Source organism: Collinsella sp. AF38-3AC (assembly GCF_003474365.1).
Taxonomy (GTDB): Bacteria; Actinomycetota; Coriobacteriia; order Coriobacteriales; family Coriobacteriaceae; genus Collinsella.
Genome location: NZ_QROM01000007.1, coordinates 86,874 through 104,313 on the forward strand (window position 1 = coordinate 86,874; position 17,440 = coordinate 104,313).

Sequence of the window (17,440 nt, forward strand, 5' to 3'; positions counted from 1 at the left end):
ATTTCTAAGCATGCCACATATATCTACTCGGCGAGCAGGCGGCGCAGCTCCTCTTCGACCGTGCGTACGTAACGGACGCGGTCGTTGATGCCACGCATAGAGGGATTGCAGCTCTCCATCAGATAGGGATGGCCCACGACGTTGAGCATGTCGCGGTCGTTTTCGTTATCGCCAAACGCCATCATCTCATCAGGCGAAATACCCAGGACACGACCGTAATCGGCAAGCGCGGAACCCTTACCCGAACCAAAGCCGATAAAGTCCGTCCACTCGGTTCCCGACGTCATCACGTCGACACGGTCGCTAAAGAGGCGCTCGAAATACTCCAAGGCCGCCGGCTGCTCCACCTCGGGCGTCTGGAAGGCAATCTTAATGACGTCCTCGTCGATGTCCTCGGGACGGTCGACCACCGCCACATCGCAGTGGACCTCATAACGCAGGTGGTCAACAAACGCATCGTTGCCGCTCATGGTGTAGAGGTGCCCCTCGCACGAAAGGGTCACGTCGGCGTGGGGATACGCAACCACGGCATTCGCGATATCCATAGCAAGGCTACGCTCTATGGAACGCTTGACAACGGCATGCCCCTCGTTCATCACCAGGGCTCCGTTTTCGCATACATAGGCGAGCTCATCGGCCACCGGGGCAAACAGATAGCGCAAGCTCGCATATTGACGGCCGCTCGCCGGCATAAACACGATACCGCGACGATGCAGCTCGTCGATGAGCTCAAAGGCCTCGGAACGCGGCTCGCGCTCCCCCGGATGCAGCAACGTGCCATCCAAATCGCATGCAATCAGCTTGATTCCCTCAAGACCCATATGCTTTCCCCAAAGCCTCCTATCAACAGCAAGACGGACCTTGATTGGTCGCCCCTCAAAGCCCGTCTTGCGCATACGCGCGCTTAGCCGCGCGTCTTTTTTACGATGGTAAAGTCGGGAGCCATGCTCACGACGACCTCCGCCGCACTCGATGCAAAGCGCCGGTCCACATCGAGTTCATGGGTAACCACCGAGAGCCGAACGTCCTCGACACCCCGGAGCATGCGGCCCAAAACAGGCTGCACCGGCGTATACATGCGCACGGTATGCTCGTCCGAGTCGCCTCGGAAAAGCGGAGCGTGCATATTGCCGATCTCCCAGCACGCATGCGCGAGCGCAATCGGGTCCATGCGGTCAACTTCGACCAAATAAACCTCGGCGCTGCGCAGGCGCACGACAACCGCCACGGGCACCATGCCCGAACGGTCGATGGCGAGCACGTCGCCGTCGGCAAGACGACCGCCGTCAGCGGAATCCAGCCGAACATCGACCGTGCGCCCCAGCTCCGTCACGCCCGCAAACGCGCATACATCAGCCTGATCCCAATCGAGCAGCAGCTCGTCAGTCTCAAAGACACCGCCCAGCTCCCGACGAAGCAAAAGTTCATAGGACGGGTCGTTGAGATTTCCCAAGCGCTCCGTAGCTACCAGGTCCGCGGGCATCAACTAGTCCTCGACCTCGACGAGCTCGATATCAAAGTTGAGGTCCTTGCCGGCGAGCTCGTGGTTGGCGTCGAGCGTCACGGCCTCGGGCGTTACGTCGATGACCACGGCGGGGACGGGCATACCGCTCGGCGTGGACAGGAAGAGCTTCATGCCCTTCTCGATCTGCTCGATGTCGGGAACCTGTTCGGCCGGGAAGGTCAGAACCATCTCGGGGTTGTGCTCGCCGTAGGCATCGGCAGCAGGAATGTGCACGGTCTTCTTCTCGCCCACCTGCATGTCGACAACAGCGGCGTCGAAGCCCTTGATCATCTGACCGGCGCCGCAGGTGAACTCCAGCGGCTCGCCGCGATCGTAGGAGCTATCGAACTGCGTGCCGTCGTCGAGCGTGCCGCGATAATGGGTCTTGACCTTCTTGCCCTGGTTGGACATGGTAACCTCCGTGTTAAGGGCGGCGCACAACGCGGGCCGCCGTGAACATATGGCGCTAACTATACCCTAGTCATACAATTCAAAGACAGTTTGCAAAGAAACGCTGCAACCGGAGGAACCATGGCATATCCCGTATTCGACCTACACTGCGACACCGCCGACCGCATCGGCTGGGCCACGCTCGATCTCGACCTGCGCTTTACCGCCGGCACCGACGGTTATTTCCCCGGCGACGAAACGCATCCGCAAGATTTCGACCTCATCGAGGGCAACGCCTGCGCCATCTCGCTCGCAAAGATCGGCAACACGCCGTGGGCACAGTGCTTCGCCACGTTTGTCCCCGACGAGATTCCCGCCGCCCACGCAGCGCGTTTCCAGGCGCAGATCATGGCGCACATGAGCGGCCAGGCCATGCTCAATCACGACCGTATGGTCAACGTGCGCAGCGCCGCAGACATTCGCCCCGCGCTCAAAGACGGCAAGGTCGCCTGCATCCATACCATCGAAAACGCCACGTTCTTTGCCGAGGACCCCGCGCTGATCGAAGTGCTCAAGAGCCTGGGCGTACTCATGTCCTCGCTTAGCTGGAACGCGCAGGGACCGCTCGCGAGCGGCCACGACACCCACGCCGGCCTCACCGCCGCCGGCATCGAGGCGCTTACGCAGATGGAGCACGCCGGCATGGTGCTCGACGTCTCCCACCTCAACGATGAGTGCTTTAACGAGGTTGTCGCCCGCGCCACGCGCCCCTTCGTCGCCAGCCACTCCAACTCCCGCACCGTCTGCGGCGTCAAGCGCAACCTCACCGACGACCAGTTCCGCACCATTCGCGACATGGGCGGCATCGTCGGCCTCAACTACTGCAGCGAGTTCCTATCCAACAGCGCAACCGACGAGACCGCCGCGGACGTCACCTTCGACCAGCTGGCGGCGCATATCGAACACTGGCTTGACCTGGGTGGCGAGGACGTCATCGCGCTCGGCGGCGACTGGGACGGCGCCAAGGTACCCGCCTTCCTCTCCGATGCCAGCAAGATGCCAGAATTCCAGAACATGCTCTCCAAGCACTTTGGCAAGACCGTGATGCAGAAGCTCTGCAGCGACAACGCACTTGCCTTCTTTGAGCGTTATTAATTTCACATCCCCTGAGCGGGCCGGCATGCCGAACGGTCGACATGCCAGCCCGTCCCCAATCTGAAGGACCGCTTTTGACGCAGCAGTTTACGATTTCCGTATCCCGACCGGATGGGACGCCCATCCCCGTCGTCGTTACCAAAAAGCGCGTCAAGAACTTCAACCTACGCGTCACATCGAGCGGCGAGGTCCACGCCAGCGCACCGATCGGCGCCAGCCGCGAGCGTATCGAAGCGTTTGTGAAGCGCAACAGCGCCTGGATTATCAGCCGACTTGTCCAGCGCGAGCAACGTCAGGCGACGGCGCGAGAGCCGCTCAGTCCCTCGTCCATCATTGCGCTTTGGGGCAAGCCCATCACGGTACAGGACGCGCTCGATCATAACTTTGCATCACCCGCACCGCGGCCCAAGCAGGCCACCTTCGCAAGCTTTATGGGTGCCGACGAGCCAAGTGGGAGCACACAAGCAAAGCAGCGCACAGCCCTCGACGGCTTAACGCCCGATGAGCTCCAGGCCCGCACCGACCAGCTCTATACGTCCGAAGTCACCGCAGCGTTGCGCGATATTGTGCACGCATACGAAATCGCAATGGGCGTCGCCGTCTCCCGCGCCTCCGTGCGCAGTATGAAGACGCGCTGGGGCTCATGCACACCCAAAACCGCAGCAATTCGCATCGCACGCGAACTTGCCGCCTACCCCATCAAGTGCCTCGACATGGTTGTTGCCCACGAGCTCGTCCATCTACTCGAGCCGAGCCACAACCAGCGGTTCCACACCCTGCTCGACACGTACTGCCCCAACAATAGAGCCCTGTCGCAGCGGCTCAAGCAGCCACCCATAGAGACGTATTAGAACCGGTTAGCGCACGCGCTCGATCTCGACGCCGCAGCTTGCCAGAGGCAGGCCAACAGGAGCCCACGGCTTATCGAGCTTTATGCGCACACCAAGCAGCAGGGGGTAACGACGTAGCAGCATCTGGGCTGTCCCCTCGGCTGCCGCCTCGATGAGCTTAAACGTATGCTCGCGCAGATAGCCATCGACATCGTGGCACACCGAGCCATAGTCAATCGAGGCATCCAGGTTATCGTGCTCCCCCGCCGCGCGCAGGTCGGCATAGAGCACCAGAGAAACGATGAACTTCTGACCCAGCGAGTTCTCCTCGGGATACACGCCATGGTTGGCAAAAACCTCAATGCCGTCAATGACAATACGGTCGGCATGGCGCAGATCGTCATAGCTCACGTGGGGCACCGCCGTTGCGGTGGATATTTCGCCCCGTCCACGGCGGGCGAGCTCGGCACCCTCAACCTTGGTTGCACTCTCGGGCAGTTTCTTGTTACTCATCGCGATCGTCTCCTTCGTTTAGAACCCCGACCGCGCAAACTAACTACACGCGAATCGACAGGTTCTTTTTATCATCGCTCCAGTTGCAAGCATTGCGCGCGGGGCATGCAAAGCAGGCGCGCGACGCTTTGTCGGCTGCATAGAGCAGACGCTCAAGCGGTTGGCTGTTCACGCGCAGCTTTCGATGGCCCAAAATGGCCGTCTTAATGGCTGCGGCATCGGCCGGCTCAAACGCCACGTTATCGGGCATGCCGCCAAGAATTGCATCAGCGACGCGTTCGCTTGCAACATCATGGGATATACCCGATTCGTACTGTTCATCTTTGCCGATATCGTGAAGAAGTGCCGTGGCGTAGATGACCTCGCGGTCAAATTCGAGCTGTTCCTCGAGATCCTTGATCCACATAATGCGAGCGACATCGAGAAGATGGTCAATACCGTGGCGGCAGAAGATGCGCCCCGATTCCAGCTGTGCAATATTGCCCAGGTGCCGCCGGAACAGCCCGTTGGCACAAATGTAATCGATGCGAGGCATGGATCCAAAAGGGGCCAGGCCCGAAGCCATAAAGCCGCGACGCGGCGTCCCCTCATCGGTTTTCGATGTAAAGTCGTTGACGACTCTCATGGCTAGCGGCCCAGCATCCTAAAGAACCGCTCCTCGAGCGCGGGATCGGTCTCAAAGACGCCGCGGCGAGCGAGCGTCACGGTCTTGGTGCCAGGCTTTTGCACGCCGCGCATGGTCATGCACATATGCTCAGCTTCCATGAGCACAATCGCTCCCTGGGGAGCGAGATAATCCATGAGGGCATCGGCAACCTGCGCGCACAGCTGCTCCTGCAGCTGCAGACGGCGGGCGTAGACCTCAACCGTGCGAGCAAGCTTAGAAAGCCCAGCCACGCGACCGTTAGGGATATAGCCGATCGCAGCCTTGCCATAAAACGGCAGCAGATGGTGCTCGCACAGCGAGTAAAACGTGATGTCGCGCTCGATAACCAAATCGTTCGAAGCGACGGCAAAAGTTTTGGACAGATGCTCCTCGGCACTCTGGTCCATACCGCCGGCAATCTCGCCATACATACGGGCAACGCGCGCCGGGGTCTCCAGCAAGCCCTCACGAGTTGGGTCCTCGCCTATGCCCTCAAGCAACAGCTTAATGGCGGCCTCGACTTTTTCCTGATCGACCATCTGGGCCTCACTTTTCCGATTTCACGTTCGCGCTATGGTACCACGCCCTCCGGCATCGACCACAAGCTACATAGTATGGGTCGAATAGACCGGATCATCACGCCAAAGTTCAACCGCATCACAAAGCGCAACGCCCTCGCGCTCAGCACGGGCACGCGTAGCGTTCATATCGATCACACGCTGGTTGCTCGAACCCCTAAAGCGCAATGAGATATCGTACAGATCCTGAACAAACGGGCCATCCACCAACATATCGAGGCAGGCAAGGATACGATCCGTTGCCTCGGTATGGTGGCAACCGCCCGGCATAAGCTCCTCGAGCACGTCGCCGGTAAAACACCAAATGGTCTTTCCTGACCCCGCGGGATAAGCAGCACGAACACGCTCAACAAACTCAACGAGCCCCGCCTGATTCTCGGGCTCCATAGGCTCGCCGCCCAGAATCGTCAGGCCGTCAATAAAGGGATGATCGAGGCTCTCGATAATCTTGTCCTCGACGGCACGATCGAACGGCTCGCCCGCGGCAAAGTCCCACGCGACGGAGTTAAAGCAATTCTTGCACCCACGACGGCACCCGCTCACAAACAGAGAAGTGCGGACGCCTTCCCCATCAGCAATGTCGAAATACTTAATGTTCGCATAGTTCATAGGTAACTCTCCCGGGAGGCCGGGACATATCATCCCGTCCTCAAACATTCTCGGCCTGCGGCCTGCGAAACTGCGGGCGGGACGATATGTCCCGGCCTCATGCAAAGGGTAACTCAATGAACGAAGCGAACATCGAGCATAGGGTTCGAGGTCCAATAAAAACTGGGTTGCAGCTCAACCGTCATCGCAAGCAAAGCGTTGTTGCAAGTCAACTCATTTCCGCTAAGAACTTCGAGGGGCGAGCAGACCGCATGCTGCATCTCAGCTACATCAACTTGGCTGTCCCGTAGCGAGGCCCCGGACCTTTGCTCGATATGAGTTCCGCACGAACAGGAGGCGCCAGTGGCGCCTCCGTCGTGAGCCAGGACTGTCCGAAATAGCGAGTAAAGGTCCGGGGCCTCGCTACGGGACAGCCTGAGATGGTTATTAGAGATGCAGCACGCGGTCGCGGATCTCCTCGGTTCGACCCTGATTCCAGAACTGGGTACCGATGTAGCCGCACGTACGACGGGCGACGTTCATCTTCTCCTGGTCGCGGTTGCCGCAGCTGGGGCACTCCCACACCAGCTTGCCGTCATCCTCGACAATCTTGATCTCGCCATCGTAGCCGCACACCTGGCAGTAGTCGCTCTTGGTGTTGAGCTCGGCGTACATGATGTTGTCGTAGATGTACTGCATCACGCGGATGACAGCCTTGAGGTTGTCCTGCATGTTGGGAACCTCGACATAGGAGATGGCGCCGCCCGGCGAAAGCTGCTGGAACATGCCCTCGAACTTGAGCTTGTCGAATGCGTCGATCTCCTCGGACACGTGGACGTGGTAACTGTTGGTGATGTAGCCCTTGTCCGTCACGCCTGGGATGATGCCAAAACGACGCTGTAGGCACTTGGCGAACTTGTAGGTCGTCGACTCAAGCGGGGTCCCGTACAGCGAGAAGTCAATATCGCTTTCTGCCTTCCACTCGGCGCACTTGTCGTTCATGCGCTGCATGACGGCCATGGCAAAGGGCGTGCCCTCCTTCTCGGTGTGGCTGTGGCCCGTCATGTACTTGACGCACTCATACAGGCCGGCATAGCCCAGGCTGATGGTGGAGTATCCGCCCACGAGCAGTTTGTCGATCGTCTCGCCCTTCTTCAGACGCGCCAGGGCGCCGTACTGCCAAAGAATCGGTGCGGCATCCGAAAGCGTACCCATCAGACGCTCATGACGGCACAGCAGGGCGCGATGGCACAGCTCAAGACGCTCGTCGAAGATCTTCCAGAACTTGTCCATGTCCTGATGCGAGCTCAACGCAACATCGGGCAGGTTGATGGTCACAACGCCCTGGTTAAAGCGACCGTAGTACTTGGGCTTGTTCGGGTCATAGTTTAGCGCGTTGGCCACGTTGTTAAATCCGTTACCAGAGCGGTCGGGCGTCAGGAAGCTGCGGCAACCCATGCAGGTATAGCAGTCGCCGTTGCCCGCGGTCTCGCCCTTCGACAGCTTGAGCTCGCGCATCTTCTTCTCGGAGATGTAGTCGGGCACCATGCGCTTGGCGGTGCACTTCGCAGCCAGCTGAGTCAGGTAGAAGTACGGGGAATCCTCGTAAACGTTATCGTCCTCGAGCACGTAGATAAGCTTGGGGAACGCCGGAGTGATCCACACGCCGGCCTCGTTCTTAACGCCCTCATAGCGCTGACGGAGCGTCTCCTCCACAATCATGGCAAGGTCGTGCTTCTCCTGCGCTGAACGAGCCTCGTTGAGATACATGAAGACCGTCACGAACGGCGCCTGACCGTTGGTGGTCATAAGGGTCACGACCTGATACTGAATTGTCTGGACGCCGCGACGGATCTCGTCACGCAGACGGTCCTCAACAACCTCGCGGACCTTTTCGGGGGATGCGGAAACGCCGAGCTCCTCGAGCTCGCGGGCGACCTCGCCGCGAATCTTTTGACGGCTCACCTCAACAAAGGGGGCGAGATGGGTCAGCGAGATGGACTGGCCGCCATACTGGGAGGATGCAACCTGGGCGATGATCTGCGTCGCGATGTTGCAGGCCGTCGAGAAGCTGTGCGGCTTCTCAATCAGCGTACCCGAGATAACAGTACCGTTCTGGAGCATATCCTCCAGGTTCACCAGGTCGCAGTTATGCATGTGCTGGGCAAAGTAGTCGGAATCGTGGAAGTGGATCAGGCCCTCATTGTGGGCATCCACGATCTCTTGGGGCAGCAGCACACGCTGAGTCAGATCCTTGGAGATCTCGCCGGCCATGTAGTCACGCTGGACGGAATTGACGGTCGGGTTCTTGTTGGAGTTCTCCTGCTTGACCTCTTCGTTGTTGCACTCGATGAGCGACAGAATCTTGTCATCGGTCGTGTTCTTCTGGCGCTTCAGGCTCTGAACATAGCGATAGATGATGTAGTGGCGGGCAACCTCGTAGCAGTCGAGACGCATGATCTCGTCCTCGACCAAATCCTGGATCTCCTCGACCGAAACGGTGTGTCCGGCATTCTCACATGCCTCGGCAACGTTTTGTGCCGCATAAACCACCTGACGGTCGGTTAGACGAGAGCTCTCCTCGACCTCCAAGTTTGCGGCGCGGATGGCATTGACGATCTTTTCGATGTCAAAGACGACCTCGGTGCCGCTGCGCTTGATGATCTTCATCCTCTTGCCTCTTTCGCGTCGTAGTCTCATTGCGCTTCAGAGCCAAACGATGCCCGGCAGGGCGTGCCCCTGTCTTGCGGCGCCGTCGCGCAATCTGTGTTCTCGATAAACCATATGCCTCCATGCGGACATGCCCAGGAGCCGATCAAGCGGCTCGGGGACACGTTCAAAAGAGGCAGTTAAGGCCTTCGTTCTCTGTCCGCCATCTATCATACGACAAAGACGCATCTATATCCTGTATTCTTTTTTTAGATCAAACACAACATATAGTGTTTTAGCAGGTCAAAGCAATTGGTCATTTTGCAGACACATAAATTATGAGGGGCTCTTGGCAAGTCGGTAAAACATTACCAACACGGCTACCTGCATGGCAGTTATAAAACCCCCTTAGTCAAGCCGCCGACAAATCCTACCAAAACCAAGCCGCTCACGCCAAAAGAATCCAAAAGATTATGCTTGACCAACATGTTGCGGTCGAATGCCGGCGGACGGAGTGACAGGACTGCAAACGCTCGGAAGACTGCAGCCCCGGCACCCCGTCCGCCGGCATTCGATAGGCGAGGAACTATTTCTTCTCTTCGCGAGCTGCCATGCGGCCGAGAGCCGCTGTAAAGGGATCGAGCAGCACGCCGGCGATAACCACAAAAGCCCACCCCTTTGTGACAAGACCTGCCCAACGCGCGAAGAACGTACGGCCTTCAATCGTTCCGAATCCTCCCCGGAAGGCAATCTCGCCAAAACCGATTACCATAAAAAGGAGCGTGGCACCGATGACCGTACCGGCGATCTTGTGTGACGCACTCCCCCGCTCAAAACCAAAAAAGTCCAGGCACATACCAACCGTTTTGCCAAACAGCGGGAGTGCGCTCAGAACCTCGGCGATCACCGTGGCCACGATGAGTTGTCCCCAAAAGCCCGTGGGGCTCGTCAGATCCAAGCCGGGCGCCCCTTCAATGATGGGGAGAAACGCGCAGAGCAATAGCGGGTTAAAGAAGCCGTTGAGAATACCGGTAACGCGGTTGACAGGTAATTTCATAGCCGTAAGCCTTTCAAAGTCATTGATAGAAAGAGGGCCGCCGGCATATGTCGGCGGCCCCGATAAAACATGATGTGCGGCAAAGCAACTACTCGAACGGCTACTCCGCCTCGCCGCCGGCCGCCATCTTCTCGGCCTCGGCAAGCTGGGCCGGGGTGAGTTTGCGATACTTGATGGCGCCAAAGACGACACAAGCCGCACAGACGATCATGCCGGCGATGAACTTCTGGTCAATCGTCGCACCAAACGGCGACGTCACGGCCTCAAACACAATGGGAGACAGTGCCATGCCAAAGTTGATGCCGGCCATGCCAATGGCAAGGTTAAACGCACGTCCCTCGGGGGCAGAGTTGCCGGCGGCAAAATTGCCCTCCAGCGGCACGTAGGTCTCCTTGCCTAGCGCAACGACAAAGCCCGCAACGCACAGCACCATAAAGGCGGGCGCAACCAGCGTCAGGCCCAGGCCAACGAGCGTCACGCCCCACGCAATCGGCATAGCCAGGTTCTTAAACTTGGCAAACAGCGGACCGACCAAAAGACCAGCCGCAATACCGGCAACGGTCATAACGGTAGAGGCAAGACCGGCCTCCACGGTACCGCCAAAGCCGCGACCCACAACAAGCAGCGAAACGTTGGAGCTGAAGAGCTGGAACGTGAGTACGAACACAAAGCTCATGAGCGTGATAATCGCGACCTCTTTAGGCATATTGGCAAACACATTGACCTTGCGCTTGGGCTCAAGATGACCCTCGGGAAGACAAACAGCCTCAATCACGATGAAAATGATCATGATGAAGTACGCCGCATAGCTATGAAACCATTCGGCGGAACCCAAAATACCGGACACCATGGTCCAGATAATGCCGCCAAGAGCAACAAAGGTGGAGTAGATGCCCATGACAAACGAACGCTGCTTTCCGCCAAAGTAATCCGCGATAAGAGCGTCCGTTGAATTCTGCACGGCACCGAGACCAAGGCCCATGACAGCAGAAGCCGCTAAGACTTGGCCGAGCGAGTCGTGGAACACCAGCACCGAGACGCCTGCCAGCATCACGATAACGTGACCGACGAGCGTCGTCTTCTTCTTGGACACGCGCGAAGCGAGCTGGGAAGACACGAGCATGGCGGACAGCGCCATCATCAACGGGATGATGCCGATAATCATCTGAACGGCAGCGATGTTCTCGTTGGGAAACGCCGCCGCGACAGAGGCCACGATGGGGACGGGCACCAACATGCCCATAATGCACATGGCGGCAGCATAAATGCCCACCAGGTACTTGATCTTGCTTTTATCCATGATCCATCCTTACACTTAAAGAAAAGGGTCGGAGCGGCCAGGCATCACCAGCGGCCGCCCCAAACACAGCACTATTAGTCGTTGAATCCGGTGAACACGGGTTCTCCGCTGTACACGAGCGCTTCCTCGACACCATCGAGCACGCGGCAAGCGCCAGACGCCATCGCCTCGAGCTCAAACTCGCCGGGATAAGCCGACACGGGGGCGATCCAAGAGCAGCATTCCTCAATCGAGGCAACGAGCTCCTTGCTGTGGACCATGCCACCTCCGAGCAAGATGCCGTCGACGTCGCCCTTCAGCACACAGGCCATCTCGCCAATCCACTTGCAGATTTGGTAAACCATTGCATCCCAGGCGCGAGCTGCAGCCTTATCGCCCGCAGCGGCACGCTCGCACACCTCGATGGCATCGGAGGTACCCAAAAGATCGACAAAACCGCCGGTCTTCATGCAATGGGCACGGGCGACATCAAGGCCGTGTTCCGCGGTGTACTTTGCGACCTCGATCGCGGGAACCGATCCGCAGCGCGTCGGTGCCATGGGGCCCTCGCCGCCGACGATGTCGTTGCCGTCCACCATCTTGCCCTTAAGATGAGCCGAGATAGAGATGCCGCCGCCGATATGGCAAACGATGAAGTTGCACTCATCATAGGGGCAACCGAGCTTTGCCGCATGGCGGATGGCGGTCTCTTTGAGATTAAGGGCGTGCAGATGCACGTTTCGATACACGCCCTTAATGCCCGTCATACGTGCGAGGTCGCACAGCTCGTCAGTATCGGGAGGATTCACCACAAAGGCGGGCTTGCCACATTTCACGGCAAATTCGTAGGCAATCTGGGGTCCCAGCTGCGCCGGGTGTTGAATGCCATTTGCGCCAACGCGAGCATGCTCGAGCATGACCTCATTGATGGCATACGTACCACCGGGCAGCGAAAGCAAGCCACCGCCGCGACCGACAAAAGCATCAAAGACCTCGAGCTTTAGGCCCGCCTCCTCCAGTGCCCCGAGAATCAGATCGCAGCGATACGGCATCTGAGCCGAAACCCCGTCGAATTGGGCAAGGTCCTTCGCATCGTGCGCAACGTTCTTACTGAGCTTGCACTCATCGCCCTCAAAAACGCCCACCTTCGTGGAAGTGGAACCCGGGTTGATTACCAGGATGCGCCAGGGAGTCTTTTTATCGGACATACCTTAAGCCTCCTTAAGCGCCTGAGCGCGCACGCAGCTCATCACCACGTTGCCGACGATCTCATCGACGGGCGCAGAGCGCGAGCAATCGCACACGATCTTCTTGAAGCCCTGAAGCATGGGACCGTAAGCATTGGCGCCGGTCAGATTCTGGATGATCTTGACGCCGATATTGCCCACGTTGATATCGGGCCAGATGACCACGTTGGCTTGGCCCGCAACAGCGGACTCACGATGCACCTTCTTGGCCGCAACCTTGGGGTTAATTGCCGAATCAAACTGGAACTCGCCGTCGATGGCAAGATCGGGACGGCGATCGTTGGCAATCTCGCGAGCACGGCGCACTTTGTCGACAAGTTCATTGTCCATCGAACCGTCAGTCGAATGCGAAAGCAACGCGCAACGGATATCCCATCCGGTCAGAGAGCGCACCGTCTCGCTCGACGAAATCGCGATCGAGGCAAGCTCCTCGCTCGTGGGGTCAACGCAAACGGCAGAATCGCCAAAAGCCAAAAGGCCACCTTCGCCGCCGTTCCAGTTGGGAATGTCGGCGATACCGCACGAGCTCACAGTGTCCACCCCGTCAGCAAGACCGACGATGGCCTGACCCGCCAGGATGATATCGCCCGTAGCGTTATCGATACCGGCGAACATAACGTCGACATCGCCGAGCACCTGCAAAATCAGGGCGCGCTCAAGCGGACGCGTCATACGGCGCGCAGCGCCCTTGGGCTTAAACTTGCAATCCGGATGAGAAAGGTAGCGCTCGCAACAAGCGGCGTTCGCCTCCTCGTCGGTCACATCGACAATCTCGATGCCGTCAAGGGAGATACCACGCTCGTCGGCAAGCTCCTTGAGCTTACCGCCGTCGCCAACCAGCACGCATTCGGCAAGATGCTCGGCGGCGATCTTTGCGACCGCCTGCATCATGGTCTCGTTTTCGCCCTCGGGAAAAGCAACGCGCATAGGCTTGGCGGCAGCCTGCTCGCGCAGGGTCTGCATCAGGTCCATGGCAGTTACTCCATCTCTTCGGCAGTGCGCTCGATAAGCTCGCCGATGGTCTTCATGACCATGACCTCGCGAACGGGAACCTCGGCATCGAGCTCGTTCTCGATCATGGACGTCAGGGCGATCATCTTCATCGAACCCTTGCCCAGGGTCTCGAACGTCGTCTCGGGGGTCACATCGCCGTCATAGTTGTAGGCGGACTTGGCAAAATCGCAGATCTGCTGAGTGAGTTCTTCGTTCATGGCAAAGCCTTTCTAAGATAAAAAAGAGGGGCGACCACGGCGGGCTGGAGACATGGGTCCCGCCGTGGCCTAAGAGAGGAATCGAATTGTTACAAGGGTGAAAACTTAGTCGTCAAGCTCGAACGTAAGCTCCTTGTAGCCCGGACGGTCGATGACCTTGGCATGGACGCCAACGGTCTCGCCCGCCATGAGTTTGGCGCGAATCTCGGGGGCCTTCTTCTTGGTAATGCCGTAGATGACGTAGGTGTACTGAGAACCCTCGTCGATATCAACGGCGCCGTAGGCGTACTTGCCATACTCCTTAAGGTAGGGCTTGTCGTTCTGCGGACCAGGCAAGGTAAAATCGATCAGATGGCCGTGACCGGAAACCTGGACCCAATCGGTCTTGTGATAGCCGCAGGCATTGCAGGCAAGGTGGGGCGGAAACTCGACGGCTCCGCACTCGGGGCATTGGCGCGCCCAATAGATGCCCTCTTCAAGACCCGTGTAGAACTTCTTGACCACGGGCTCCATATCTTTGAGTTGCATGAGAATACTCCTTATGGGAAATCGAAAACCGCGGTCGCTTAGGCGACGGTACGAAGAATCTGGCAGCGCACGTTCTGAGAACCGCCAAAACCGCGCAGGAACGCCGTCTCGGGAACCTTCTTCATCTGGGTAGCACCGGCGACGCCACGCATCTGCTTGACGGCCTCAACGATATCGGCGATGCCGGATGCACCATGGGCGTGACCGAAGTTGCAACGACCACCGTGCGGGTTGATGGGCTTATCGCCGTCAAAAGCGGTGCGACCATCGATCGCGTACTTCCAAGCCTCGCCGCGCGGAATATAGCCGCACTCCTCAGCCGAGACGATCTCGGAAGCAAGGAAGAAGTCATTGCACATAAACAGGTCGATCTCGTCGGGGCTCACGCCGGTAAGGTCGTAGACCTGCTTGGCGGCAAGCTCGGTAGCCCAGTGCTCGTTGTGAAGCAGGCCGGCCTCGACCGCAGAAGCGCCCGTACCCAAAACCTCAATAGGCGCATACGGCACGCCCATGGCCTTGGCCTTCTCCGTGGGCATCACGACAACAGCTGCGGCACCGTCGCATTTCTTCTCAAAGCCGGTAACACGCAGGTACTGCGTAACGCGCGGGTTATACATGCTCTTGAGATACTCGTCGGCGGTATCGAACCCGGCTGCCTTCGCGTCCTCCTCGACCGTAGTCTCGTACCAGGCAAGGGGATTCAGGACGGCACCGCGGCGAAGGCTCTTGGTAAGGCCGTTCAGGGCGTCATCAATCTGATCGGCGGTAAGGTCGTACTGCATCGAATACTCGTTGATCCAGTTGTCGAACGACACGCCAAAGGCGCCGTCGAGCGGGCGACCATACGCGCGGTCATAGATCTTATCGAGCGAGGGAATCATGACGTCGAGCGTAAAGTCCTGACGAATATGGGAGGGCATATGCTCGACGGGAAGAGTCGAAGCCAAATCGCAGGCACCCGTAAGGACAACGTCGTAAGCACCGGAAGCAACCGCCATCACGGCCTGCTCAAGGGCGACGTAACCCGTGCAGCAAGCCTCGGAATGATGGACGGAGCCCTTGGCACGAACGCCAAACCAATCGGCAACCTGCATGTTGGGGGTAATGCAATCGCCAACGAGATACGGATTGGCGCTGCCGTGATAGAAAAAGTCGATATCGCGGGGCTCAAGACCGGCATCGGCAATTGCCTCGAGGGCCGCATAGCCAAACGCCTCGCCCTCGCCAATACCCTGGGTCTCGGGATGCTCCTCAAAATCCTTGAACGGGGTGCAGCCCACGCCTACAATCGAGACGCTGCGCATGTTCTTTCCGAGCGTAACCACTGAATATCACATCCTAATCATGTGAAGGTGTACGGAGTGATGGCGCAGTCCGGCCGCGAGCGAAGGTGAGAGAGCGCTCGCGGCTTTTCTGTGCCGTCACACGTTGAACTACTGCAGTGGTTCTTTTGAACGTAGCTTTAGTTTATGAGGGGTTAAACGAGACACGTGAGACAAAAAGCCCCGATGTGTCCCATCATATGGGACGCATCGGGGCTAAGCGTTCCAAATAGCAGATAAACGGACTCGTATTATTTGAGCTAATGATCAGAGATATCTAAAACTCGACCTGAATACAACCGTTTATCCCCAAATATCGACCGCTCACGCGACTGGCCTTTCAAAATCGGGAATACGTGGGTGTTGATGACGCGATGCATCGTCGACAAAGAGCGGTGCGTAGAACATGCGATTGAGGGCGGCGGCAACGGTGCGCGCCTCAAGGTCGGGCCGGGCCTCGAGCCAATACTGAATGAGGTTATGGTGGCCCGCAAGCGCAAATGCTAGATACAGGTCGAGGTCCGTTTCATCGGAAAATGTCGAGCGAAGCCGATTGCGAAAATAGTCATGCATAAAGATCGTTGCCTTGTGAGCAAACACGGGGTCGCCGTTATCGCTGTTAAGCGCCAAAACTTTCGAGCGATTAGTCTTGAGGATCTCCATGCGCTTGATCATCGTGGGCGTAGGGTCCAGCTGCGCATCGCCAAAGCGAGCCTCCAGCGCAACATCATTGATGTCCTGCATATTCTGGAGCAGCTCATCTTCAAAACGTTTAACCACATCATCGACAGAGCGATAACAGCGATAGAACGTCGATTTGGATGTATGGGCAAGGCGAAGTACCTCGGCCACCTTAATCGACTGCACCGGAGTTGTCGCCATAAGTTCAAAGACGGCATCCTCGATCCGTGAAGCAATATCGTTTTGAGCGTTCAGTGACATGGCGGCCTTCCCTATTGGCGATTGGCTCCTATGCTACCCGAAAGGCATGCTCCTTGACGACGATACGAGGCTTAGAGCGTGCCGCACAAGAGATGAGACAGCGACCGTATGTCACCGACGAAGTATTCCATCCGCCGGGCATGCCATCTTTGCGAGGGTCAATCGAAAACCCCACGCCTTCAGCCTTGAGGATGGCCTCGATGCTCGTCCACGTCTGACTCATGCGAAGATTGCGTTCTTGCAAATTGGGAGCAGCGTTAATCCACGCGCGCTCGTCATCGTTCACCATACGCCCAACCGCAACGGGAGCAATCTCATCGATCGCCTCGATATCCACGCCAATAGGTCCTCCAACCGACCGAGCAACATCGGAAACAGCGAGGACAACCATGCCTCCACCATGTGAAATGGAAATAGAGGGTGCCTCCCCATCCGCAAGCTCGATCTTGCCGAAAGCAGAACGCGCAAGCTGGGTGTCGTCGAAGACACCCAGGGCGTCGCGAAGCAGCAGACCCACGCCTGCAGCTTCCCTCCGAGACGCAATTGGGAGATCCCCGTTGGAAGCACGTAAGGCATAGCGTCCCGCGATTAATGCCATATCAACGGTCTCGCCGAGATCGATCGCAGAAACATCAACGAGATGTACGGTTATATTCAAAATGGTCAACCCCCACTCGATTGAGATGACAAGGCTAAACAGACGCTCAGAACCGCTCTTTCATGAATCGAGGTACCTTTTGCCGGCGATTTGGCGACCCATTTGGCGACCAAAACAAAACAGCCCAGAGGACATAGCCTCTGAGCTGCGAACATTTGGTGGGCGTTAGAAGATTTGAACTTCTGACCTCTTCCGTGTCAGGGAAGCGCTCTCCCCCTGAGCTAAACGCCCAAATGGAGCGGACAACGGGGCTCGAACCCGCGACCCCAACCTTGGCAAGGTTGTGCTCTACCAACTGAGCCATGTCCGCCTGCGAGGATTTAATATACGGGATGATCCACCC

The 17,440-nt window shown here is 58.0% G+C and carries 20 protein-coding genes and 2 tRNA genes; 3 read left to right on the top strand and 19 right to left on the bottom strand.

Going from position 1 to position 17,440, the window contains the following annotated elements:
* Positions 1–23: 23 nt before the first annotated feature.
* From DW029_RS06140 to DW029_RS06150, 3 genes are all read right to left on the bottom strand, one after another.
* Positions 24–821 (bottom strand): HAD-IIB family hydrolase, encoded by a 798-nt coding sequence (locus DW029_RS06140; protein ID WP_158572623.1) that lies wholly within the window; start codon positions 819–821, stop codon positions 24–26.
* A gap of 83 nt (positions 822–904) precedes the next feature.
* A complete protein-coding gene (locus DW029_RS06145; RefSeq protein ID WP_118345565.1) occupies positions 905–1,483 on the bottom strand; it encodes an urease accessory protein UreE in 579 nt (192 codons plus the stop codon).
* Positions 1,484–1,486: 3 nt separating this feature from the next.
* Entirely contained in the window at positions 1,487–1,915 is a 429-nt protein-coding gene (locus DW029_RS06150) for a peptidylprolyl isomerase (RefSeq protein WP_117735322.1), read from the bottom strand.
* A gap of 120 nt (positions 1,916–2,035) precedes the next feature.
* Here DW029_RS06150 and DW029_RS06155 point away from each other — a divergent pair, with 120 nt between their 5' ends.
* A complete protein-coding gene (locus tag DW029_RS06155; RefSeq protein ID WP_117735323.1) occupies positions 2,036–3,049 on the top strand; it encodes a dipeptidase in 1,014 nt (337 codons plus the stop codon).
* Between the two features lie 74 nt (positions 3,050–3,123).
* Positions 3,124–3,900: a M48 family metallopeptidase gene (locus DW029_RS06160; protein WP_158572624.1), complete on the top strand. Its 777-nt coding sequence runs from the start codon at positions 3,124–3,126 to the stop codon at positions 3,898–3,900.
* A 6-nt stretch (positions 3,901–3,906) separates the two neighbouring features.
* On the opposite strand, the gene folB is transcribed toward DW029_RS06160, so the two are convergent.
* The 4 genes from folB to nrdG all read right to left on the bottom strand — a co-directional run bounded on the left by folB (position 3,907) and on the right by nrdG (position 6,225).
* Entirely contained in the window at positions 3,907–4,392 is a 486-nt protein-coding gene (folB, locus tag DW029_RS06165) for a dihydroneopterin aldolase (protein ID WP_118345567.1), read from the bottom strand.
* Between the two features lie 43 nt (positions 4,393–4,435).
* Positions 4,436–5,017 (bottom strand): HD domain-containing protein, encoded by a 582-nt coding sequence (locus tag DW029_RS06170; protein ID WP_199582572.1) that lies wholly within the window; start codon positions 5,015–5,017, stop codon positions 4,436–4,438.
* A gap of 2 nt (positions 5,018–5,019) precedes the next feature.
* Positions 5,020–5,577 carry a GTP cyclohydrolase I FolE gene (gene folE, locus DW029_RS06175; RefSeq protein WP_022094399.1) on the bottom strand — a complete coding sequence of 186 codons (558 nt, stop codon included), beginning with the start codon at positions 5,575–5,577 and terminating at the stop codon, positions 5,020–5,022.
* A gap of 66 nt (positions 5,578–5,643) precedes the next feature.
* Entirely contained in the window at positions 5,644–6,225 is a 582-nt protein-coding gene (gene nrdG, locus DW029_RS06180) for an anaerobic ribonucleoside-triphosphate reductase activating protein (RefSeq protein WP_118345568.1), read from the bottom strand.
* A gap of 116 nt (positions 6,226–6,341) precedes the next feature.
* Between nrdG and DW029_RS11255 the strand changes: the two genes are divergently transcribed.
* Complete coding sequence (locus DW029_RS11255; RefSeq protein WP_158572625.1) at positions 6,342–6,515, top strand: hypothetical protein; 174 nt, start codon at positions 6,342–6,344, stop codon at positions 6,513–6,515.
* 136 nt (positions 6,516–6,651) lie between these two features.
* Here the strand turns inward: DW029_RS11255 and nrdD are convergent, their stop codons facing one another.
* From nrdD to DW029_RS06240, 12 genes are all read right to left on the bottom strand, one after another.
* Entirely contained in the window at positions 6,652–8,874 is a 2,223-nt protein-coding gene (gene nrdD / locus DW029_RS06185; RefSeq protein ID WP_118273470.1) for an anaerobic ribonucleoside-triphosphate reductase, read from the bottom strand.
* Positions 8,875–9,439: 565 nt separating this feature from the next.
* Positions 9,440–9,910, bottom strand: a complete 471-nt coding sequence (locus DW029_RS06190) for a hypothetical protein (RefSeq protein ID WP_117763796.1) — start codon at positions 9,908–9,910, stop codon at positions 9,440–9,442.
* Positions 9,911–10,010: 100 nt separating this feature from the next.
* Positions 10,011–11,210, bottom strand: a complete 1,200-nt coding sequence (locus DW029_RS06195; protein ID WP_117743879.1) for an MFS transporter — start codon at positions 11,208–11,210, stop codon at positions 10,011–10,013.
* Between the two features lie 74 nt (positions 11,211–11,284).
* Positions 11,285–12,397 (bottom strand): butyrate kinase, encoded by a 1,113-nt coding sequence (gene buk, locus DW029_RS06200; RefSeq protein WP_117735331.1) that lies wholly within the window; start codon positions 12,395–12,397, stop codon positions 11,285–11,287.
* 3 nt (positions 12,398–12,400) lie between these two features.
* A complete protein-coding gene (locus DW029_RS06205) occupies positions 12,401–13,408 on the bottom strand; it encodes a phosphate acyltransferase (RefSeq protein WP_117735332.1) in 1,008 nt (335 codons plus the stop codon).
* Positions 13,409–13,413: 5 nt separating this feature from the next.
* Entirely contained in the window at positions 13,414–13,647 is a 234-nt protein-coding gene (locus tag DW029_RS06210) for an acyl carrier protein (protein WP_055251381.1), read from the bottom strand.
* A gap of 105 nt (positions 13,648–13,752) precedes the next feature.
* Positions 13,753–14,175 (bottom strand): Zn-ribbon domain-containing OB-fold protein, encoded by a 423-nt coding sequence (locus tag DW029_RS06215; protein WP_117583871.1) that lies wholly within the window; start codon positions 14,173–14,175, stop codon positions 13,753–13,755.
* Positions 14,176–14,213: 38 nt separating this feature from the next.
* Positions 14,214–15,500, bottom strand: a complete 1,287-nt coding sequence (locus tag DW029_RS06220; RefSeq protein ID WP_233502238.1) for a thiolase family protein — start codon at positions 15,498–15,500, stop codon at positions 14,214–14,216.
* A gap of 321 nt (positions 15,501–15,821) precedes the next feature.
* Positions 15,822–16,439, bottom strand: a complete 618-nt coding sequence (locus DW029_RS06225; protein WP_117735333.1) for a TetR/AcrR family transcriptional regulator C-terminal domain-containing protein — start codon at positions 16,437–16,439, stop codon at positions 15,822–15,824.
* 28 nt (positions 16,440–16,467) lie between these two features.
* Positions 16,468–16,956, bottom strand: coding sequence for a 4'-phosphopantetheinyl transferase superfamily protein (locus DW029_RS06230; protein ID WP_158550239.1), 489 nt, complete (start codon positions 16,954–16,956; stop codon positions 16,468–16,470).
* A gap of 297 nt (positions 16,957–17,253) precedes the next feature.
* Positions 17,254–17,328 (bottom strand) — tRNA-Val (locus DW029_RS06235).
* A 3-nt stretch (positions 17,329–17,331) separates the two neighbouring features.
* A tRNA-Gly gene (locus tag DW029_RS06240) sits at positions 17,332–17,407 on the bottom strand.
* Positions 17,408–17,440 lie beyond the last annotated feature (33 nt).